The 20771-nt window shown below is 68.5% G+C and carries 15 protein-coding genes and 3 pseudogenes; 6 read left to right on the forward strand and 12 right to left on the reverse strand.

Annotated elements, in window-relative coordinates; all coding sequences use genetic code 11:
- Positions 1–128: 128 nt before the first annotated feature.
- The 6 genes and pseudogenes from OIE74_RS00070 to OIE74_RS00105 all read left to right on the forward strand — a co-directional run.
- Positions 129–473 (forward strand): annotated as a pseudogene (locus OIE74_RS00070) (hypothetical protein); the annotation flags it as partial.
- Between the two features lie 118 nt (positions 474–591).
- On the forward strand, positions 592–1092 hold the full coding sequence (locus OIE74_RS00075) for a CU044_2847 family protein (protein WP_329377028.1): 501 nt from the start codon (positions 592–594) through the stop codon (positions 1090–1092).
- Positions 1093–1108: 16 nt separating this feature from the next.
- Positions 1109–3241 (forward strand): VMAP-C domain-containing protein, encoded by a 2133-nt coding sequence (locus OIE74_RS00080; protein WP_329377029.1) that lies wholly within the window; start codon positions 1109–1111, stop codon positions 3239–3241.
- 6 nt (positions 3242–3247) lie between these two features.
- Positions 3248–4276: an AAA family ATPase gene (locus tag OIE74_RS00085; protein WP_443075984.1), complete on the forward strand. Its 1029-nt coding sequence runs from the start codon at positions 3248–3250 to the stop codon at positions 4274–4276.
- Complete coding sequence (locus tag OIE74_RS38515; protein ID WP_443075985.1) at positions 4273–9135, forward strand: SAV_2336 N-terminal domain-related protein; 4863 nt, start codon at positions 4273–4275, stop codon at positions 9133–9135. The genes OIE74_RS00085 and OIE74_RS38515 overlap by 4 nt, the downstream gene beginning before the upstream one ends.
- A gap of 278 nt (positions 9136–9413) precedes the next feature.
- Positions 9414–10733 carry an MFS transporter gene (locus OIE74_RS00105; RefSeq protein ID WP_329377032.1) on the forward strand — a complete coding sequence of 440 codons (1320 nt, stop codon included), beginning with the start codon at positions 9414–9416 and terminating at the stop codon, positions 10731–10733.
- Here OIE74_RS00105 and OIE74_RS00110 read toward each other — a convergent pair.
- The 12 genes and pseudogenes from OIE74_RS00110 to OIE74_RS00165 all read right to left on the reverse strand — a co-directional run bounded on the left by OIE74_RS00110 (position 10661) and on the right by OIE74_RS00165 (position 20749).
- Positions 10661–12031 (reverse strand): TfuA-like protein, encoded by a 1371-nt coding sequence (locus tag OIE74_RS00110; protein ID WP_329377034.1) that lies wholly within the window; start codon positions 12029–12031, stop codon positions 10661–10663. The two genes, OIE74_RS00105 and OIE74_RS00110, sit on opposite strands and share 73 nt — an antisense overlap.
- Before the next feature lie 84 nt (positions 12032–12115).
- Positions 12116–13201 carry a YcaO-like family protein gene (locus tag OIE74_RS00115; protein WP_329377036.1) on the reverse strand — a complete coding sequence of 362 codons (1086 nt, stop codon included), beginning with the start codon at positions 13199–13201 and terminating at the stop codon, positions 12116–12118.
- 81 nt (positions 13202–13282) lie between these two features.
- On the reverse strand, positions 13283–13447 hold the full coding sequence (locus OIE74_RS00120) for a hypothetical protein (RefSeq protein WP_329377038.1): 165 nt from the start codon (positions 13445–13447) through the stop codon (positions 13283–13285).
- 28 nt (positions 13448–13475) lie between these two features.
- Positions 13476–14084, reverse strand: coding sequence for a hypothetical protein (locus tag OIE74_RS00125; protein ID WP_329377040.1), 609 nt, complete (start codon positions 14082–14084; stop codon positions 13476–13478).
- A gap of 11 nt (positions 14085–14095) precedes the next feature.
- Entirely contained in the window at positions 14096–14731 is a 636-nt protein-coding gene (locus OIE74_RS00130) for a hypothetical protein (protein ID WP_329377042.1), read from the reverse strand.
- Positions 14732–14860: 129 nt separating this feature from the next.
- Positions 14861–16060: a M20 family metallopeptidase gene (locus OIE74_RS00135; RefSeq protein ID WP_329377043.1), complete on the reverse strand. Its 1200-nt coding sequence runs from the start codon at positions 16058–16060 to the stop codon at positions 14861–14863.
- Positions 16057–16647, reverse strand: a complete 591-nt coding sequence (locus OIE74_RS00140; RefSeq protein ID WP_329392583.1) for an XRE family transcriptional regulator — start codon at positions 16645–16647, stop codon at positions 16057–16059. Before OIE74_RS00140 ends, OIE74_RS00135 begins: the two co-directional genes overlap by 4 nt.
- A 417-nt stretch (positions 16648–17064) precedes the next feature.
- Positions 17065–17136 (reverse strand): annotated as a pseudogene (locus tag OIE74_RS00145) (AMP-binding protein); the annotation flags it as partial.
- 127 nt (positions 17137–17263) lie between these two features.
- Positions 17264–17647, reverse strand: a pseudogene (locus OIE74_RS00150) (AMP-binding protein); the annotation flags it as partial.
- 320 nt (positions 17648–17967) lie between these two features.
- Positions 17968–18738, reverse strand: coding sequence for a transposase family protein (locus tag OIE74_RS00155; RefSeq protein ID WP_329377044.1), 771 nt, complete (start codon positions 18736–18738; stop codon positions 17968–17970).
- A 122-nt stretch (positions 18739–18860) separates the two neighbouring features.
- Positions 18861–20114 (reverse strand): MFS transporter, encoded by a 1254-nt coding sequence (locus tag OIE74_RS00160; RefSeq protein ID WP_329377045.1) that lies wholly within the window; start codon positions 20112–20114, stop codon positions 18861–18863.
- Entirely contained in the window at positions 20111–20749 is a 639-nt protein-coding gene (locus OIE74_RS00165; protein WP_329377047.1) for a GrpB family protein, read from the reverse strand. The genes OIE74_RS00160 and OIE74_RS00165 overlap by 4 nt, the downstream gene beginning before the upstream one ends.
- Positions 20750–20771 lie beyond the last annotated feature (22 nt).

The following is a 20771-nucleotide window of genomic DNA, read 5'->3' on the forward strand; positions in this document are numbered from 1 at the left end:
GATCCTCGCCCCCTGGCCCGTCGACGACTACCTCGCCCTGCTCAACGCCTGCCGCCACGATCTCACCGAGCTGCGCCAGGTGTTCGCCGAACTGCACCGGCTGCCGCGGCCGGCCGACGCCCGGTACCGCAGAGAAGATCGTGTACTCCACGACACTTGACTCGGTGTCCACCGCGAGGACCAGGATCGAGCGGACCTTCGACCCCGACGCGATACGCACACTCAACGCCGAGTCCGCGCACGACCTCACCATCGACGGCCCGAACCTCGCCAGGCGATCGCGGCTGGCCTGGTGGACGACTACCACCTGTTCATCGAGCGTGGTCGGCGGCGGCAAGCGGTCCTTCCCCGACGGCGTACGCCTCGATCTCGGACCGGTTAGCGTTATCCAGCCGGTGCTCGGCTCACGCGCGCCGTTCGAACTGGGCAACTTGATCATCGCCGAGGACCCTGTTGTCCATACCGCAATTTGATCTCGCCAACACGCGCCGATGCACCCGTGAGCGAGGCGGCGCCCAGGCGCGGGCGTCAAAGCGCCCTGAGTGGCCGGTAAGGGAGTTGGGGCCACGGCCGACTGCTGATCATGACAGGATGGTGCTCATGGGGGACGTAAATCTCGCTTTTGATGACGGCTCGGTGGTGCGCCTGCACCTCACTCCTGCGCTCGAGGACATCTCTGCAATGCCCGAGCGGGGCACAAGCCAGCGCGAAACCGAAGCGAGCGAACCTCTCGACCTTCCAGCGGACTTCGGATCAGCCCTGCCCGTGAGCGTCAACGAACGTGCGGCGCAGGCCCTCACCCGAGGCGGCGAAGCGCTCGCCGAGGCTCTGCGTCCTTTGGGCGGCGTGCTTGACGGAATCCACCAGTCGTTCACCGAATCGACCCGGCGGCCGAACGAGGTCACCGTCGAGTTCGGCGTGACCTTGGGGAGCGATTTCAGCCTCGGGGTCTTCTCGGGGAAGGGTGAGGCGAGTTTCACCGTATCCGCCACCTGGAACTTCACCGACTCACCGGACGTGCCCGTCCCGGAAGAGCTGCCTTCCCTGAACAGGGCGGCTGCGAACGGGGCGGCTTCTCCCTCCGCGTCGTGACGGAAGGCTGTACCGGGTGATCCCTTCCACTCACAGTGACGCGGCACTTCGCCGGTCGTTCGTGTCCGTCCAAGGGCAGAAAGAGTTCGTCGGCGCTGGCGTTCTGATCTCTAACTCCCTGGTCCTCACCTGTGCCCATGTCATCAACAGCGCATTGGGACGACACCGTTTCGAAGACTCTGTACCGGGACAGGGGAACGTCGTCCGGTTACGGATGCCCCATGTGGCCGCAGACCGGGAGTTTTTCGGACGTGTCGAACAGGCGATGTGGCGTCCGCCGCGGGCACATCCTTCGCCCCAGAGAGGTCACGCGGAGACCGCAGGCAAGTTTCCGTTTCCGTATTTCGGCGACCTGGCTGTGCTCAGACTCGCCGAGCCCCCTCCCGACGGTGCGGAGCCGGCGCCCTTTCTTCCAGAGCGGGACGGGCACTCCGTCATAGCGCTATGGGCCAGCGGCCATCCCGCAACGACCATTACCGCAACGCCGCGTGCGGTAGCTGAGCCCTGGATCGTGCTGGACGTCGACGCAGGCGAGGCCCGGGAAGGACACAGCGGTGGGCCGCTCTGGGATCGAGACCGCGAGGCCGTCGTCGGGATCGTGGTCGCCACACACGTGGACGCGCCCGGCAAGAGCCCGGTGGCACGGTGCCCGCTGTACGCGATCGGCCTGCCCGCCATCGAGGCCGAGCTGCCGGACCTTCCACCGGTCGAGGTGCCCACAGCAGGACAGGGCCGGCAGCAGACGCTGGCCGCCCTGGAAAGGCTTTTGCCGGGCACTCAGGCCGTCCTGAAGTGTGAGGTCAGGCTGTCCGCCAAGCTTGGCAGGGAGTCCATCCATCAGGCAGCGGATCATCACCGGTTGCTTACCCTCGCCGTCGGCGTGCGACGCGGCGTGCCGGAACTGCTGGAAGTGGTCCGGGAGTACCTGATGGACACCGGCGCCCTCGGTTCCTCGGACGAAAAGGCCGCCTGGGACCGACTCCTGCGCGCGGCACGTGTGGTCAGCCCGAGGGAGACGCTCACGGCGCAACAGCGGCGTGAACTGGTCGGCCTTCTCACCCAGTGCCGTGAGACCGACCCCGAGGATCTGCTGCGTGCCGTACTCCCGTACGCCGACGAGTTGCCGTTGGTCTCTGGACTGATGGACGTCACTGACCTCCTCGAGGGGTACCCGTCCGACAACCGGTTGATGCCGCCGCTCCTCCAGGCAGTTGTCCGAATCAGCCTTGCAGAGCACTCCGTTGGGAATCCTCTGTCGGAGGAACTGGACGCCTGGGTCGACAGGGTGGCACCGCGGCTGGGAATACCTGAGGCCGCCGTCTACCAGTTCCGCGACGACATCCGTCCGACTCCCTGCGGCGGTCCCGCTGAGACCGCCGCAGCGTCTCCCCGCATCCAGGTCGAGTTGCTGCCCATCGCCCCCGGGCATCGCTTCACCTATCAGATATGGGTCTATAGCGGTGCCGACCGCCACGAGCTCGTCCTAGTGCAGGACTCGGAGGTATCCAGCGAGCAGGTAGTCGAAGGCGTCAGAGCAGTGCTGCGCACCAAGGTGCACGAGCACACGGATCAGGCTCTGGTGGAGTTCTTCCTGGCACCTCCTTGGCTGCGGCTCGACGTGGACACCTGGCATCTGAGGGGAAACGAAGAAGACGGCGACTTCTACCTGGGTATCAACCGTCGGGTCGTCCTGCGAAGTTCCGGACGGACGCGGGACACCTACGCCGGGTGGAAGCGGCGCACCAAAGCACTCCCGTTGTCCCGGCCTATCGTCCTCGACCAGCGCTCGGCACGCCCGGGCGTTGCCCAGGCGCAGCTCGAGGCGGTTCCGAACGCCGGCGTCGTCATCATGTGCTGCGAGCAGCAGCACCAGAACCAGGTGCTCCGGCAATGCCTCCAGGCGGGTGTGCACACCGTCCTGTGGCACCGGCAGGACCACGACACCGAGACAGCCAAACGGCTGCTCGAACTGGTGGAAGGCATCAGCCACACGAAGCTGCCGGAGACGGTACGGCTGGAACGGGCCAAAGCCCTGGCCGACCCCGACTGCCCGACCCACCACGGGCGTCGGCTTTCACTCCTGTACGACGGGCCGGACCACAGACCGCCACCGTTTGCTCCTGATGCCTGGGCCCTCACCCAGCCCTGAACACACATGCCAAGGAGAGCGACCGTGTCGCACAGCTCAGTGCCCGAGCACGACCCCAGCGCGGCAACCGAGGACTGGTGGGTGTTCCGTGGACCGGCCGAACTGCCCGCTCCGCCACCGTGGCGAAGCCTCTCCGGATCGCCGCGGACTCCGACGGCCCAGCAGTACCTACTGGGCCCGGAACACGTCGCAGTCGTCAACGCCGCACTCCACCTGCGCCGCCCTCTGCTGGTAACTGGGCGTCCCGGTACCGGCAAAAGTTCCCTCGCCCATGCCATCGCCGAAGATCTGGAACTGGGTGACGTACTGCGCTGGCCGGTCAACAGCCGCTCGACGCTGACGGACGCCCTCTACCGCTACGACGCCGTGGGCCGACTGCGCGAGACTACGCTGGAGCGCGAGACACGAGCCACGCGTGACGCTTCCAGGAAATTGAGGCATCGCACCAAAGGCCGCCGATCGGGCATCGGCGACTTCCTGCGACTCGGCCCGCTGGGCACGGCACTCGCTGCCACAGATCGCCCCCGAGTACTGCTCATCGACGAGTTGGACAAGGCCGACATCGATCTGCCGAACGACCTCCTCGTAGTACTGGAGGAGGGAGCGTTCGAGATCCCCGAACTCACGCGGCTTCCCGAGGACCAGCAGAGCGTCGACGTGCTGGTCACCGGCAGCAGGGAACGTGCCAAGGTGCACCGCGGAACCATGTCGTGCAGCCACTTTCCGATCGTGGTTATGACCAGCAACGGAGAACGAGACTTCCCCCCGGCCTTCCTCCGTCGCTGTGTGCGCCTCGATCTGCCGGACCCGGACGAGGAGAAGCTCCGCGACATCGTCCGCCTCCACCTTGGAGCCGAGGCGCTCGCCGACGCCGAGGACCTCATCCAGAACTTCCTGCAGAGAGCGGCCGTGCAGACCCTTGCCACCGATCAGCTCCTGGCCGCAGTTCACCTGCGCGTCACGGGAGCCGATCTGAGCCGCGAGCAGCTGATCAACGCCGTCATGCACCGTCTCGACGAGGCTTTCCCGGCGTGATCGACCGACTGCGAGGGGTCCTGGACGGTCTCGGCTACCCGCTCGGCGGCGAGGAGCTCCTGGACGTCCTCCTCCTGGCCCGTGTCATAGGAGGAGCCCGGACAGGAGCGGGCGACGCGACGGCGCCGGATCCGGCGGAGGCCGAAGAGGCCGGACCCCAGGCCGACGATGTCGGGCAGATAGACGATGAGCAGGGCTTCGACCCGACAGGTTCCGGACCTGCCCCCACGAGCCCGACGGAACAACCAGCAACGGGGCGACGCCGGTTCCTCCTCCCCGACAGCAGGACAGCCCAACCCGCCACCGGAACGGCCGCTCGTGCCGTGCGTGTCCCGGGTCCTCGGGCCTTGCCCGGAGCACACAACCTGGCCCGTTCGCTCCGACCCCTGCGCCAGCACCGGGATCACCTGCATCGGAAGGTCGTCGATGTGGAGGCCACCGTCAGGCTCACCGCGGAATCGGGCACCCTCGACGTGGTGCTGCGCCCCGAGCGAGAGCTGTGGCACGCAGCCGTACTCCTGGTCGACGACTCTGCGTCCATGCGCGTGTGGCGGTCACTGGTGCCAGAACTCGGCGGCCTGCTGGTACGCAGCGGCGATTTCCGCACCGTCCACGTCAGCAGATTCACCCCGCAGAAGCTAAGCCCCCGGCACCACAGGAACGGTGCCGGGGTATCGGTCACCTTCCTGCTGACGGACGGCGTTCATCCGGCCTGGACTAGCCCTGCGACAGCCGCCGCCGTCGCAGCCTGGGGAGCACGTGGGCCCGTCGCGGTTCTCAACCCGTTGCCGCAGCGCCTGTGGCGCGCCACGAGGTTTCAGCCGCAGCCGCACCTGCTCAGGGCAACCAAACGCTTCCCGACTACAGATCAGGTTCTGATGCTGGACCCCTTGACAGGTGAACGGGCGGAAGTCGTTTCGGACCGACTATCTCTGCCGGTGCTCGCCCTGTCGCCGTCCTCGCTGGCGTCGTGGGCGCAGCTGCTGACCGGGCCCGCCGTCCCCCACCTCGTCGAGGCAACAGCACTGGGGGCTCCGAGCGCCGGGGCGGCGGAAGCGGGACCTGCCCCGGCGACCGTACCGCCGGACCGGCTGATCGCCGTGTTCCGGGGGTCCTTTTCCCCGCAGGCCTACCGTCTGGCAGTTCGGCTTTCCGCGATCAGGCCCCTCAGCCCGCTCCTGATGCAACTCGTCCGCAGTGCCACCCTTCCCGAGGCCACCTCGGCACACGTCGCCGAGGTGCTGCTCGGGGGACTGCTGGAGCGTCTCGACGACGAGCAAACGCTCGAAGGGTTCCCGGAATCGCTGCGTAGAGACGGCCTCTACGACTTCCGGCCCGGTGTACGGGAACTCCTGTCCAGTGCGCTCAGCAGGACACAGACCCAAGAGATCACCGAGGCCGTGGGCCGAGCCCTCGAGCCGTACCTCGGCCGGCTGCCGGACTTCTCCGCGCTCATGGCCGATGCCTCGGGAACAATCAGACTGTCGGACGAGGCTTCGCCCTTCGCGGTGGTGGCCGGCCCCACCACCCAGGACAGAACCCACGGCAGGCCGCCGTCCAACGCTGCAAGCACACCGGCCAGTGTCCGGGAGATGTCCGCGGCATCCGGCGCGGCCCTGCTGCGGGCGTCCGCAGGAGCGGTCGCCGCCGACGCACGGGACGGTTCGCTGTTCCTACTCCTCAGCGACCGCTACGTCCGTGCATTCGGACACAGGCCAGCTTCTTCGCAGATCCGAGCCTGGGAAAGAGGTCTTCCCGCATTGGCGGGATGCCTGATCGACGCCGGACTCTCCGAGGTCGAGATGCTCGTTGAGTTCACCCTGCCGATGAACAGCAGACGAATAGACGTGATCCTGTCCGGTCTGGACCCCGTCCGCTCGGCTCCGTCCTATGTGCTCGTCGAGTTGAAACAGTGGACTGTGGCCAGACCGGACACGAACGATCCGGCTCTGTGCTCTGCCGGCACCGACACGTTCCTCGTCCTCAACCCCATCGACCAGGTACAGCGCTACCGCGAGTACCTGGTCAAGTTCAACAGCCTGCTGGCAAGGCACCCGGAAAGCGTCAGCGGGGCCGTCTACCTGCCCAACGCCACCGAGGCCGGAGTGGACGGGCTGCGGGACATCGAACACGAGGACGGAAGCCAGTTGTTCACCGGTGAACACCGGGCGGAGTTCCTCACGTACCTGCGTGGGCGGTTCAACAGCGGACGTTCGGAAGCAGAAGCGGCCGACCAACTCCTCCTGGCCAAGCTCCTCCCCCCGAGCAAGCTGACGGCTGTCGCGGCCCAGGAAATGGAGGAAGGGCAGTTCACCCTCCTGGACGAACAACAGATCGCCTATCGCACGGTTCTCAACGCAGTACGGAAGGCACAGCACTCCGCTCACAAAGAAGTCGTCGTCATCACCGGGGGCCCCGGGACCGGCAAGAGCGTGATCGCACTCCACCTGCTGGGCGAGCTGTACCGGCAGGGCGTACCGGCCCTGCATGCCACCGGCTCGCAGTCGCTCACCAAAACCCTGCGCAAGGCCGCAGGCAGCCGCAAGCGTGAAGTGCAGGACCTCTTCAAGTACTTCAACAGTTTCATGGCGGCCCAGGAGAACTCCCTCGACGTTCTGATCTGCGACGAGGCCCACCGAATCCGCGAGACCTCCGCCAACCGCTACACCCGGGCCTCTTTGCACACCGGACGCCCACAGATCGATGAACTCATCGACGTGGCACGTGTCCCCGTCTTTCTCCTCGACGAGCACCAAGTGGTGCGCCCCGGCGAGATAGGCACCGTGGCGGAGATCGTGGGGGCGGCCGGGAGGAAGGGGCTACCGTTCCGGGTCGTAGCGCTGGACAGCCAGTTCCGCTACGGCGGCAGCGACGTCTACCTGAACTGGGTGGTGCGTCTCCTCGGGCTGGAGGCGAGCGGGCCCACGCTCTGGAAACCGGACGGCCGGATGCAACTCCTCGTTGCCGACAGCCCGGAGGAGATGGAGGCGTTCCTGGAAGACCGCCGAAGCGAAGGGTACGGTGCCCGCATGACCGCGGGCTATTGCTGGCCCTGGTCGCCGGAGCCCAGGCCGGGCGACCCCCTTCCTCTGGACGTGATGATCGGTGGCTGGGCCCGCCCATGGAATCTGCGCGGTGACCGTTCGGTGTCCGGGGCGCCTCCTGCCGCGCTGTGGGCCACCGATCCGGCCGGATCCGGTCAGGTGGGCAGCATCTACACGGCGCAGGGCTTCGAGTTCGACTGGAGCGGAGTCGTCATCGGGCCCGACATGGTTTGGCGAGGCGATCGATTCGTCACTGACCGGAAGTCTTCCAAGGATCCTGTGCTCGGGCGCACAGTGGCGGACGAGGAGGCGGACCGGCTAATCCGCAACACCTACAAGGTTCTGCTGACACGGGGCATGGCGGGGACTGTCGTCTACTCGACGGATGCGGAGACGCGTGCGAAGTTGCTCGAGCTGGGTGGTCGGGCACTGGGCGCGCACAGTCCCCGGACCGAGAAATTCGAGCAGCTCAAGACCGTGCGGCCGGACCAGGGCGAGTGGCGGACCACCCGTACGGGCAGTACCGCTCCCTTCACCCCGGCCCCGCGTTCCGACTGGGATGCGTACCCCGCACTCAGCGATCTCTTCCCCTGGGGGAGCCTAGGCGTGGCCACGCACCGGGGATGGGTCGTGTCGCCGGGCAAGCAGATCCTGGAGCAGCGCTGGAACCAGCTCATCGGCGAAGAGGATCCCGCGGTCAAAGCCGAGCTGTTCAAGGAGACGAGGGACCGATCCACGGACAGAATCCGGGGCGGGCTGCCCGGTCGTTCCTCGCACGGCGTGCCGATCAGCCAAGAGACCTCCACGCTCGCGGAAGTCGTGCGCATCGGCATGCGCAGCTTCGACCGGCAATGGCTGGTCGCCGACGATCGTGTCATCGACCGGCCGCGCCCAGCGCTCTGGGCGGCATTGCAGTCAGGTCAGGTCTTCCTCAACCAGCCATCGGGGCATCCGATCGAATCCGGGCCTGCTGTCGTCGCCACCAGCCTCCTCCCGGACATGCACCATTTCAACGGGCGAGGTGGCCGGGTGCACCCCGTCCTGCACCCGGACGGCACCAGTAACGTCCCACCGCGGCTGCTGCCGGTCCTCTCGGCCCACCTGAATCACAGCCGGGTGAGCGCCCAGGATGTGGCCGCGTACGTCGTGGCGGTAGCCGGGCACTCCGGTTTCACCGAGCACTTCCAGGAAGAGCTCCTCACTTCGGGCGTGCGGGTGCCTCTGACCCGCAACCCCAGGCTCTGGGAAGCGGCCGTGCGCCTCGGCGAGGAGGTGCTGTGGGCATCCACCTACGGCGAGGTGTGCTTCGACTCAACTTCCGGACGTCACCAGGCCTCCGTCGCCTACGAGCCCGGTGACGCCCGGAGGGTCAGGTGTCTGGCACCCGTCGGTGACAACGTCCCGGGCGATATGCGCTATGACGCGGACACCCAGACCCTTCACGTCGGTCACGGTGCCTTCGGGCCGGTGCCTGCCGAGGTGTGGTCCTATGACGTGGGCGGAATGAACGTCCTCAAGAAGTGGTTCGGTTACCGCAAGGCGCGGCCGGACAACAGGAAGACGAGCCCACTGGACGACATCCACGTGAGGCGGTGGCCCGACGAGTGGGGCGTCGAACTCATCGACCTGCTCACAGTGCTCCGCCGACTAATGGAGATCGCCTACACGCAGAGGGCGCTGCTCCACCGCATCCTTGCGGAAGCCATGGTGACGGACGCGGACCTCACCCAGGCAGGAGTCCTCCCTGTGGACGACAAGGCCCGCACACCGCGTCAGCCAGTCTCCCCGAAGGTGTTCGAGCCGAACGGTGAGTAGTCGGCGGCCCCGCCGGACGAGTCCCTCGGCAACGTCCGAGCCTGGGACCGTTCTACGACATCCCCTGAGCGTCCTTCGGCCAGCTCGAAGGTCACGTGGGTGAGGAAGAAGCACGGCGCGGTACAGACGTCCAGGAAGACACCAAGGACCATCACCCCGCTGTCGCTACGTCTGTTTAGGGTGTGCGGGCCACATGATCTTGGTGGTGCTCTAGGTTGTGCGGGTGTCCCGGTGGTGTGTGCTGCCGGGGCCTCGTACGTCCTGGGTGGAGTTGGATCATGTGCAAGGTGTCGCCGCGTTCGGGTTCTTCGTCGGCGCCGGTGCCGCGTGTGGGATGGTCCGCTCGGCTGCGAGCTGCCGGTGCGCCGCTCTCGGTCCGTTCGTACCGGCTGCATTTCGCGGCGCGGATGCTGTCGTGGACAGGGTCGGCGGTCAGTTCGATCGGGCTGGCGTTCGCTGTGCTCTACATTGGCGGCGGCGCGACCGGGCTCGGTCTGGTGCTCGCGGCGGGGATCGCTCCGCAGATTCTGCTTCTGCTGGTGGGCGGGGTGGTCGCGGACCGCTGGTCCCGCGCTCGGGTGATGGTGTGGACGAACGCCGTCTCGGCGCTCGCGGAGGCCACTGCGGCGGTCCTGCTGTTCACCGGGTCCGCGCAGGTGTGGCACCTGGTGGCGATGGCGACTGTTTGCGGCGCCGCGAGCGCGTTCTTCACCCCGGCGGCCGGCGGGGTCGTCGTGGATGTCGTTCCGGCGGAGATGCGGCACGCCGCGAACGCGCTGCTGAAGCTGGGGCAGAACACGGTGAAGGTCGCGGGTCCGGCTCTGGGTGGCGTACTGGTGGCGGTCGTCGGGCCGGGCTGGGTGATCGGCTGGGATGCGCTCACATTCGCCGCTGCCGCCGTGCTGTGCGCGCGGATGGGTCTGGGCCCGGCGCGGGCAAAAGTCCGGAGGGGGTTCGTGGCCGATTTGCGGGAGGGCTGGGCGGATTTCCGCTCGCGTCGCTGGCTGTGGGTGATGGTCCTTCAGGGTTCGGTGGTCGTGCCGGTGTGGCTGGTGGGTTACCAGATGCTCGGCCCTGTCTACGGCGAACGGATCCTGGGCGGCCCTGAGTTGTGGGGGGTGGTTGTCTCCGGCTTCGCGGCTGGGCTCTTGGCGGGGGCGGCTGTCGCGCTGGTGTGGAAGCCGCGTCTGGTCGGCGTCGTGGTGTGTCTGGGTACTGGCTGCATGGGCCTGCCGCTGGCCTCAATGGGCGCGCGGGCGCCGTTGGCGGTGCTGGTGGCCGCCGTGGTGGTGGCCGGCGCGGGGCTCGCGGTGAGCATGACCGCGTGGTCGGGTCTGGTTCAGGAGCGGATTCCGGCGGACCGTTTGTCGCGTGTCCTGTCCTGGTCGACGCTGGGGCAGTTGGTGCCGGTGCCGGTCGGCTACCTGGCGGCCGGGCCGCTCGCAGGCACGTTCGGGATGCGGAAAGTTCTCGCGGCCGGCGCCGTGATGGTCGCGGTGGCGGTCGTCGTTCCGCTGCTGATGCGTCAGGTGCGGACGCTGACGCTCGCCCCGCCACCAGCTTTGCCTGCCGAGGAGTTGGCGACGGCGCCGAGGTAGAACGTCCGGGCTGCTTCCACGGCTCCGGCGAAGTCGCGGAATGCACGGTCGCGAGCGGCGGCGTCGCGGACCGGCCGGTCGGCGTCCCGCGCGAGATGCCAGCGGTCGAGCAGATGGGCAGCGATCCGGTCTGGTGCCAGGTGGGCGGTGCTGTGCAGGGGGTTCGCCGCCTCGGTGGCCGCGTTGAGGCGAAACGCCTCCTCGACCGCCGTGGCCGTGGGCAGTTCCGGGTTGATCAGGTCCCCGGCGTCTCGAAGTGACGTGGGCCAGATCGTCCACGCTCCGTCGAGCCGTGCGGAGCGGACCATCACGCGCATCAGCATCTCCCGCTCGTCGAGCGTGTGGCGCTCATGCTCGGTCAGCCAATGGGCGAGTTGAACAGGAGACAGGGCATTCGGGATGAGGCCCGCCTCGGCCGCCGCCCCCAACGCCGCTTCGGCAGTTCCTGAGCTCTCCCGTGTGGTGCTGGTTTCCGCGATGCGGGCCAGGACCCTCCTGTGCCACCGGGCCCCGAACTCCAAGTCGTAGAGCTGCTGGTGCGTCAGGTGCGCGAGGAAGGGCGCACCCGTACCGGGGGTTGTCCGGTGGGCTGCTTCCCAGTACCGCACGAAGCTGGTCCGCCACGGCTCATGGCACCACCCGCTCGTATCCGCCGATCCCGGTGTGCGCAGGGCCAGCGTGCGCAGGGCCTCTTCGGCGTCCTCTCGTTTCTGATCCCACGGGTGCGCGAGGCGCCAGGCGTTGGCGCGGCCGTATGCCTCACGCAGCCCGGCACCGTCGGCGGCGCGGGCCAGCGCGTTCCAGGAGCGGCGTGGGTAGGGCAGGGCCCGGGCGAGGTCGGCGAGTGCATGAGCCTCGGCGGTGGTGACCCGGCCGGCCCCGGCGGCGCGGTGCAGGGCCGTGCGCAGGTTCACCAGGGCGTGTGAGAGTGCCTGTCCGTCAGGGCCCTGGACGACGGCTACCTCGTCGTCCGCGTCCAGGACACCGTCGCGGTAGGCGCGGAAGACGGCGCCGATCCCGAGCATGCCGAACGGTTCGAGTTCGGCGGCGCGCAGGGCTCCCATGCTCGCGGCGCCTACGACGGCGATTCCTTCGGCCAGGAGCATCAGGATTTCCTTGTGCCGGACAGGGGCGCTCTGGTGCCACAGGCCATCGATGATCAACACTGTCTCGCCCGGGGCGAGTTGCTGACGTAAGAGGTCGCCGTGCCGGACCGGCGGATGGAGGCAGGCGGAGGGGAGAAGTTCGCTTACCCGGGCGGCGGGGATGGTGGGTCCGGCGAACACGTGCACGCTCATCGGTCGGCCGCCGTGCGTCGGGGGACGGTGTGCCGGGCGTCGTAGCGCAGGCGGGGCGCGATCACTTTGACCACGGCGAACTCCTCACGCGTGTATGGGCCCCAGGTCAGATCGACGGCGAGGGGCGGGATGCCGGTGGCGGCCGTGACGCACGCGGCCAGGTGCGCGGCCGTGCCGGTGTCGGTGGTGTGCGTCGTGGTGTAGCGGGCTGCTGTGTCCGGCCACGCCACCAGGGGTGCGGGTGAGGTGGCGGGCGGGCGGGAGCCGTACGCTGGCGCCGGCTCGGTGAACGGCGGGGTGGGTGTCCTCGCGGCTGCCGGTGATCAGGGTGAGCCGGGACTGGGCGGCCTCGGTGATCGCCCGCGTCAGTGCGACCGCGGGATCAGGGTGGGCGCCCGAGCCGGCGACGAGGACGGCCGCCTGGTCCTCGCGCCACAGGTGGCAGCACATCACCGGCACGCCGAACCGGTTGGGCCGGCAGGTCAGTTCCACCCATACCCGGGCCCGCCGCAGCCGGTCGACCAGGACCGCGGGCTCGCCGTCGACGGTTGCAGGGTCGATCAGCTCTACCCGGCCGCCAGCGCGGGGGACGGTGCTGAGGACGTCGCGCTCGATGACCTCGGCCAGGCCGTGCGCCAGCGCTTCGGCGCGGGTGTTGCCGGACGCGAGGCCGTTGGTCGACGCACTGGGCAGATGCAGGCGCCAGTCGTCGTGCTCCTGCCGGCCGAGCCGCACCGCCGCGGCGGGCACCGGCACCACGGCGCCGTCGACGGTGGAGCGGGCCGTGATCCAGTCCAGTCGTGTCCGGTCCGTCGCCAGAGCGCCCGCGTGCTGTTCCAACTCGCCCACCGAGTAAGGCAGACCAAGGTCGGCAGCCGGGACGCGCCGGATGTCGGCGGGTGGCACGGCTTGTTCCGCGTGCCAGACCTCCAGGGCCTCCATGGCGCCGGAGACGCGTGCCGCGTCCAGGCTCATGCCTTTGCCCTGCGCGACGGACAGGGTCCGGGACAGCGGGCGTACGACCATCGTGACGGGGATTCCGAGATCGTCGAGGCCGGTTACGTCGGCGACGCGGGTGATGCCGTAGGCGGGGAGCAGTGGCTTGATGGCCTGCCATGTCCGGGCCGGGGGGAGGGTGCGGTGGGTGCCGTCGAAGAGAGCCGTACGCATGGGCTTGCCTCCCTGGAGGATTCCACGGGCCCGGCCGCCAGCCCACCTTCCGCGGTGGCGGCGGCCGGGCGGGGCTGTCGGTCAGACGCCGGGCTGCTGGTAGACGTGGGTGTCGGGGAACGCGGAGTCCGGGACGGCCGGGTCGCCGCCGGAGTTCTGCGGCAGGATGCCGTCCGCGTGGAGTTCGGTGATGAAGTCCGCCGGGTCACTCGGGGCGGTCAGCGGGGTGGTCATGGGCTCGGGCATGAGCGTGTCCTCCTGGTGGTGTCGGCTACTACGGCGTCAGGTCGGCGTAGCAGATGGTGAGAAGCACCTCGCGCGACCGGGTGTCGAGCGGGGTACGCCAGTGGGGGATCCGGCCGCCGTCGAACGCGGTGAGCTCGCGGTAGCGGATCGGGAAGAGCTCACCCTCGGGGTAGGGGGTGTCCGCGAGCCGATCGGTGACCTCGCGGGTGCTCAGGTGCCGCAGACGGGGCAGCCAGCCCATCGGTCCCAGTCCCGGGGTCAGGCCGGTGGAGAGGGTGATCTCGCACTTGCCGTCGTCTCGGTGGACGTGCATGTAGTCGCCGGGGGCGTAGTACTTGAGGCCGAAGCGGATCGCCGTCAGATTTCTGCGGCCGGTGACCTCTCCGGCGAAGTCGGCGAGCGTCCTGGACCGGGCCAGGGCGTTGAGGGCTTTGCCGCCGGGGTGGACCCGGCAGCGCTGCGGCGAGGTGATCGACCCGTCGCGCATCGCCAGCAGGCCGGGCCGCTGGTTGTGGCGCACGACCGCGTGCGGTTCGCACCGCTCGGCCTCCTCGGCGATCTCCTCCCACAGTCCGGGCTCGACCGTCTCGGGCGGCACCTCCACGCGGCCCTCGGCCAGCCACGTGGAGCGCAGCATCCCCGGCGCTTTCACAGGTCAAGGAACGACATCGTCACGAGCAGGCCCTCTACCGTCTGGCGCGGGCGCCAGTGCGGCACGCTGTAGCCGGCGAACGCGCGGACGCTGCCGTCCCCGTAGGGGTGGGGCAGCGTGGTGAAAGCCTCCCCTTCGGGGAAGATGCCGTGATCGGCGACGACCTGGCTCAGGTCGTCCGGGTGCGCGTTGTACAGGTGCGGTGCCCAGCCCATCGGCGGGAGGTCCGGTGTCAGCGCGAACGCCACGGTGACCGTGGACTTCACCGAGTCGGTGTGCAGGCCCTGGAAATCGCCCTCCTGGTAGCGGACGACTGCCCCGCCGCGGGGGATCAGCCGGGTGATACCGGTCGCCTCCCGCAGGGTGGTAAGAAACGTGCGGTCGTAGGCCAGGGCTTGAAGGGTGGGGCCGGGCGGGACGAAGGCGCAGTGGACCGGTGAGGCGAAACTGCCGTCGCGGTGCGCGGCGGTGTGCTCGTGAATGTGCGGGGTCGCCTGGGAAAGCAGGTCGTGTGCTTCGGTGACCAGGGTATTGAAGCGTGCGGGTGTGAGGACGCCGGGGATCAGTGCCGTTCCTGTCTTCTCCCACGCCGCTCTCGCCGGGCTGCGGCCGGTTGGTGTTGTGGTGTCCATCGCGAAACCTCCTGGGTCCGGCGCGGGTTGCCGTATCCATGGGACCGCGCCCGCACCGGGGCGGACAGAGACGCAACTGGGGACTTGCTGGGAGGAGGGGTGGAACAGGGCTGGTACGGATCTGGGATGTCAGGCGGGGCGCAGCAGGTCGAGGACCGTTTGGTGATAGACGGTGTAGACCTGGGGGAGTTCGGCGAGATGGGCGCGTTCGTCGAGGCCGTGGAGTCCTTCGTAGGGGACGCCGAAGCCGGCGGTCGCGGGGATGTTGCCGTGGCTGGCCAGCAGGTTGCCGATGTTCGAGGGGCCGGCGGTTTTGGCGCGGGGGTTGAGTCCGGCTTCCTTGGCCGCGCGGAACAGTGCGGCGGCCGGTTCCTGGCCGGGCTGGAGCTGGAACGGCGGCCATTCCGCGACGACTTCGACACTGGTGGGCCTCGGGCCGGGCATGTCCCGGTCGAGGGCGGTGATCATGTCGTGGACGAGCTTTCGGGCGTCATCGGCGCCGAAGGCCGGTGTGAGACGCACGTCGATGTTCAGGACGCACAGGTCGGGCACCACGGAGAATCCTTCGCCGCTGTGGCAGGCGGTGACTGAGACCTTGGGCGACAGGGGGAAGGGGTCATCCGGAGCCCGGGGTGGGAGGACGATGTTGTCCAGGGCTTGGATCAGGCGGGCGGCGCGGGAGATCGCGCCGGTCGTGGGGCGTCTGGCGCCGGAGTGGCCGGACCAGCCAGAGACCGAGGCCCGTGCGCGCCACAGGCCGCGGCCGCCGACGACGATTTCGTCGATGCCCGGGTAGCCGATCATCACGCCGGCCGGGACAGGAATGTCCGGGTCCGCGAGGTAGGACAGGGCGCCGCCGAAACCTCCGGTGTGCTCGTCGACGTCCAGAAGCACCGCCAGTCCCCCGGCCAGGTCACTGGCCTGGGCGTGGATGTCGGCGGCGATGTGGCAGAACATGGCGGCCGCGAGCTTGGAGTCGGCCGCTCCCCGGCCTTGCAGCCAGCCGTCCTTGACGTCGCCGGATGTCGGCGGGAACGTCCAGGCGCTCTCGTCGCCGAAGGGCGCGGTGTCCACGCAGGCGTCCAGCGCCCACCACGCCCCGGGTGCGGGGCCGGCGATCTCCACCACGAGGCCCACCAGGTCGCCTGTCGGGCTCATCAGGCGCCGGTGCGGCAGGCCGTGGCCGGACAGCCATTCCTCCAGGACCTCCAGGACCGGACCGTACGGGTCCAGGCCGCCGCGGGAAGGCACCCGCACCAGTCGCTGCGCCAAGTCGACCACCGACGCCGCCCGGCCGCGGGCCTGATCCACCACGCTGTTCTTGCTCACGTTTCTCCTCGCCTGCCCGTCGTCTTCCCGCGCGCGGTGAGTGCGAGGACCGCTTCGGTGGTCTCCACCGGCCGGGCCGACGCACACGCCTCGCGGCCGTGCTGGACCAGCCCGACCGCAGCCTCGCGTCCCAGAAGGATGCCGCAGTCGAAGCCCTCCGCGCCGTGGAACGACGGCAGCGGAACCACCGCCGCGCACTCGGAGGCCACGAAGAAGCGTTCCATCGCCGACGGCTGCTCCACGACGCCGATGCGCAGCGTCTGAACGCCGTTGCGGCGTTCACCCGGATCGCGCAGCTCCAGCAGCCGCAGCAGATGGCCGGTCAGCTCCTGGTACCGGGGCGGGCCGTACAGGACGCGGTAGTGCACCAGGTCGGGAACCTGGGCCACCGTAGTCTCTATCGCCGACAGGTACGCCTTCTCCCGGGAGCGGCTGCCGGTCACGATCAGCCACTCCCTCGCGGTCACCACGACCTCGATCATGGCCTCCATCAGATCGGCCCAGCGGGTGAGGACCCGCACGACCACATCCGTCCCGGACTCCTCCAACACGCTGATGGACGCGCCGTCCTGATGCCCGAACAGCACCTCCGACCGTTCCCGGTACAACTGGCATAACGCCACCCGGTTGCGAGCACCAGTACGACGCCTACCGGACTCCCATCCGCTTATCAGGCTGGCATCGGTCGCACCCCCAGTGATCACATTCAACCGCTCGGCCGCGTCCTCCAACGTCCAGTTCCGCGACGTCCGAGCACGCTTCAAGGCCGACTCGAAGCCACCTGCCGATGCCATACCGGCCCCCTGCCCCCGTCCCCGTCCTGCTGAACTCGTCCCCCTCACAAGAGACAGCGGAACCTCCCAGAGAAGACGGCAGTACGGCGATCGCGCCGCCACGGACCAGGGTGCGGATCGCGAAGCTGTTGAGGGCTCCGATGTGAAAGAGGGGGCGGCGGCGTAAGTCATGTCCCCGCGGCGGGTGTCGAGGCGCATCTCGACGTTCACCGCGTTCCACCAGACGTTGCCGTGGGTGAGGACCACGCCCTTGGGCGTCCCGGTGGTGCCCGAGGCAAACATCAGGATCGCAGGGGCGTCGGTGAGCTGAGGGCACCTGCCGAGTCGGAGCTGCTGCCGAGATCAGTGGGGACCAGGACTCCCGGCCCGATGCTCCCTCGGTCGGCGCCTCGGGATCGTCATCGGCCAGGAGGAAGCGGGTGATGCGCGTCCGCGCGCGCAGGGCCTCGACACCGGTGCGGTGCCCTTCTTGGCAGACGATCACCTCGGTGCCGCTGCGCTCCAGGACACTCGCGAGTTCGGACTCCGCAAGTCGGAAGTTGACCGGCACGGAGAGGGCGCTGATCCGGAACGCGGCAAGCATGGTCACCAGGATCGCGCTGCTGTTCAGTCCGAGGGAGGCGACCCGGTCGCCCTGTGTGGTGCCGCTGTCGGCGAGTACCGGTCGCGAACCGGGCAGCCTTGTCGTCCAGTTGGGCGTAGGTGAGGCGCCCGCCGGGGTAGCTGATGGCGATGGTGTCGGCCTGGTACCGGGCGTTGTGCACGACGGCGGTGGCCGGGTTGAGGTCGACATGCACACCGGAGTTGAGTGGGTGAGGGGGCGCGCCTGTGGGTCTGGTCACTGTCGGCTCCTCGTCGAGCTCACATGTGTTGCCGTCGGCAGCGTGCGCCGTGGCAGCGGCACAACGCTGCTGCCCACCGGGCCGTCGTAGGTCCGGCCGCTGGGCGAGGCGTTCGCCGCCGCGCAGAGCCGCGGGTCAGTGAACGTCTTTGTCCACCGTCATCGATAGGTGGGGGCAAGGAGACGCCTGAGGAACAGGCCGTCGATGAACTAAAGCGTGTTGCAGAAGGTTGTGTCTGGGCGGGCCGGGGCTGGGTTCTCGGCTGGTTTGGTTATGCGGCGAGGGTGAGATTGTGCATGTGGGCGATGGCCTGGACCGCGTGGTGGAGTCCGGACCCGCGCTGTCGGCAGTCGCGGAGGATCTTGTAGTGCTTCATGCGGGCGAAGGCGTGCTCCACGCGGGCTCTCACCCGTCGGTGCTCGGCGTTGTCGTCCTCCTCGCCCGGCAGGAGGGCCCGTCCGGGGCGTTTGCGGTGCGGGACGACGAGTCCGGTGTTGATGTAGGCACCGTCGCCGAGGACGGTCACGCCCTCGCAGTCCGTGGCCAGGCCGGAGTCCCGCCAGGCCTTCGCGTCGGCGGTGTTGCCCGGTACCGGCATCGCCGCGGCGATCACCAGTCTGGTGTCGGCGTCGATGACGACCTGCACGTTCGCCGAGAACCGGTAGTTGCGCGAGGACGCGCCGACTTTCCGGTCACGGACGGGGATGAGCGTGCCGTCCGCGATCCACAGCCGCTCGACCGCGTCAGCGGGCCGGGACGCGGGCTCGATCGCGAGAAGCGGCCGCAACCGCTGGATCACCCGGCACAACGTCGCAGGCGAGACGCCGAACAGCGGGGCGAGCTGTCGCATGGTGAGGTTCGTCCGGTAGTAGACGGCCACCAGCAGCACACGGTCCGAAAGCGGCAGGCACCACGGCCGACCACCACCGGGACCGTTCCCGCCCCGTTCCCGGACCACCTTCAGCAGCCGATCGAACTGCCGCATCCGCAACCCGGTGAACGTCTCCACCCACAACGGCTCAACCCTCAACACCCCACCCATACAAAGGAAATGCCCGATTCACAGCCTTCTGCAACACGCTTTAGCCCGATGAGGCGCCTGCTGCGGCGCCGGCTTCGCTGGCCACGTCTTCTCGTGGGTCGAGCACACCCGTCAATCGGCTCTTATCCCGGTACATGTTCCGGGAGGGTGCTACGCGCCGGGAGGGTGCGGACGGCCGAGAAGAAGAGGGGGATGGTGCTGGCCAGAAGGACGAGTACACCGCTGAGCAGGAGTGTTTCGGCTATGCCGATATGGGCGGCCACCGGGCCTGCCACGGCGAGGCCCAGAGGTGTGCAGATAAAGGAGACCAGCGAGTCATATGAGCTGATCCGGGACATGGCATGCTCGGGGACATGGGTGTGGACCGTGGTTCTCCACAGGACCTCGAACACATCAATGCAGATGCCCGCCGCCAGCATGCTGGTGGCGATGAGCCAGGTTGGGGAGCCCGCCGCGAGGAACACGTAGGCCGGGAAGAAGCCGAAGGTGACGAAAACGCCTGTACGCAGGGGGTAGCGGGGCCGGATGCGGATCGCGATCAGACTGCCGAGGACGAACCCGGCCGAGTGGGCGGCGAGGACGACCGACCAGGCGACCGCGCCGCCCAACTCCTGCTCGGCCACCACCGGGCCGAGCACCATGATGGCTCCTCCGAAGGAGGCGTTGACGACTGCGAACTGGCTTACGACCGGCCACATCCAGCGCAGGGACGAGAACTCTGTCCAGCCGCTGCGCAGTTCGCTGAGGAAACTGGTCGGCGGCGCTTCTGTCGCCGTGAGTGCCCGCGGTAGCGTACGAGGGCGGCTGAACATCAGCAGCACGGCGGAAAAAAAGTAGGTGGCGGCGTCGGCGGCCAGGGCCCAGCCCGGCGCGACGGCCGCGATGAGTACTCCGCCGGTGAATACGCCTCCGATACGCGAGAGGTTGGCTGCCAGGCGCAGCAACGCGTTCGCGGGCTGGATGCGTTCGGCGTCGACGAGCTGGGGAATGATCGCGGTGGCTGCTGGTTGGCTGACGGCGGAGGACGCGCCGTTGACGGCGGCGAGGACGATCAGAAGGTTCATCGGCACGCTGCCGTGCAGGAACACGGCGGCGGTCAGGGCCTGGGAGCACCCGGCGACGGTCTCCCCCACGATGATCAGACGCCGGCGGGGGAACCGGTCCGCGAGGACGCCGCCCAGCAGGATCAGACCGAGCTGCGCGACTGTGCGGGTCCCCAGCAATAGTCCGAGCTGGGACGGAGAGCCGTCAGGCAAGGCCAGCACGGCGAAGGCGAGCCCCAGCGGTGCGATGACATTGCCCGTCAGGGACGAGGTGCGGGCGAGGAAGAACAGAAGGAAATCCCGCTCCCGCAGCAGGCTGAGATCACCTTTCACGAGGTGCCATGGGCGCTGGGAGGTTCAGCTCGCATGGCACGTTCGAGGATGTCCGCGATGACTGCGCTCTTCGCGTCGGCGTAGTGCTGCATGTACGTCCACGTCCGCTGCGAGAGGTCCCGCTTGGTCTGGGCGTAGAGGTCGCGGTCGCCAGTGTGGGCGCGCAGCCAGTCGCGGAAAAGGATCATGCGCTGAATCTCGGGGCAGCCAGTGGAGAGCACGTGCAGGTTGGCCGACTCGGCGCTGGGGGCGAGGTCGGGCTTGCGCAGAACGCGGTGCTCGTACCAGTCGGGCTCCCGGACCGCGAGCGTGTAGCCGATGGACTCCAGAGCGGGCACATAGGCGGACTCGTCGGCCGAATCGGGAACGATCAGCAGGATGTCGATGACTGGTTTGGCGGGTAACCCGGGTACCGAGGTGGATCCGGTGTGTTCGATCCGGTGCGGCAGTGTGCCCAGTTCGTCGCCGATCCGGCGGGCTTCCTCCGCGAACGCGGTGGCCCATTCCGGCGTGTACTCCGTCAGCTTGATCTTGCTGTTGAGTACCGGGGGCGTCTTCAGGTTCGCCGCTTCGATCTCCTCGTCGGTCATCGAGACGCGGGGGATCTCCTGCTCTTGACGTTCCTGTGGCATCATGACATTTCATCCTTGTTCCGTC

The sequence above is a fragment of the Streptomyces sp. NBC_01716 genome, assembly GCF_036248275.1.
In the GTDB taxonomy this organism is placed as follows: Bacteria; Actinomycetota; Actinomycetes; order Streptomycetales; family Streptomycetaceae; genus Streptomyces.

Excerpts from the sequence above, each read along its gene's own strand:
- OIE74_RS00130 (WP_329377042.1), bottom strand. The coding sequence starts at position 14,731 with ATGGACACCACAACACCAACCGGCCGCAGCCCGGCGAGAGCGGCGTGG.
- OIE74_RS00085 (WP_443075984.1), top strand. The coding sequence starts at position 3,248 with ATGCCAAGGAGAGCGACCGTGTCGCACAGCTCAGTGCCCGAGCACGAC.
- OIE74_RS00105 (WP_329377032.1), top strand. The coding sequence starts at position 9,414 with ATGTGCAAGGTGTCGCCGCGTTCGGGTTCTTCGTCGGCGCCGGTGCCG.
- OIE74_RS00110 (WP_329377034.1), bottom strand. The coding sequence starts at position 12,031 with ATGAGCGTGCACGTGTTCGCCGGACCCACCATCCCCGCCGCCCGGGTA.
- OIE74_RS00075 (WP_329377028.1), top strand. The coding sequence starts at position 592 with ATGGTGCTCATGGGGGACGTAAATCTCGCTTTTGATGACGGCTCGGTG.
- OIE74_RS00120 (WP_329377038.1), bottom strand. The coding sequence starts at position 13,447 with ATGCCCGAGCCCATGACCACCCCGCTGACCGCCCCGAGTGACCCGGCG.
- OIE74_RS00165 (WP_329377047.1), bottom strand. The coding sequence starts at position 20,749 with ATGATGCCACAGGAACGTCAAGAGCAGGAGATCCCCCGCGTCTCGATG.
- OIE74_RS00155 (WP_329377044.1), bottom strand. The coding sequence starts at position 18,738 with ATGGGTGGGGTGTTGAGGGTTGAGCCGTTGTGGGTGGAGACGTTCACC.
- OIE74_RS00115 (WP_329377036.1), bottom strand. The coding sequence starts at position 13,201 with ATGCGTACGGCTCTCTTCGACGGCACCCACCGCACCCTCCCCCCGGCC.
- OIE74_RS00125 (WP_329377040.1), bottom strand. The coding sequence starts at position 14,084 with ATGCTGCGCTCCACGTGGCTGGCCGAGGGCCGCGTGGAGGTGCCGCCC.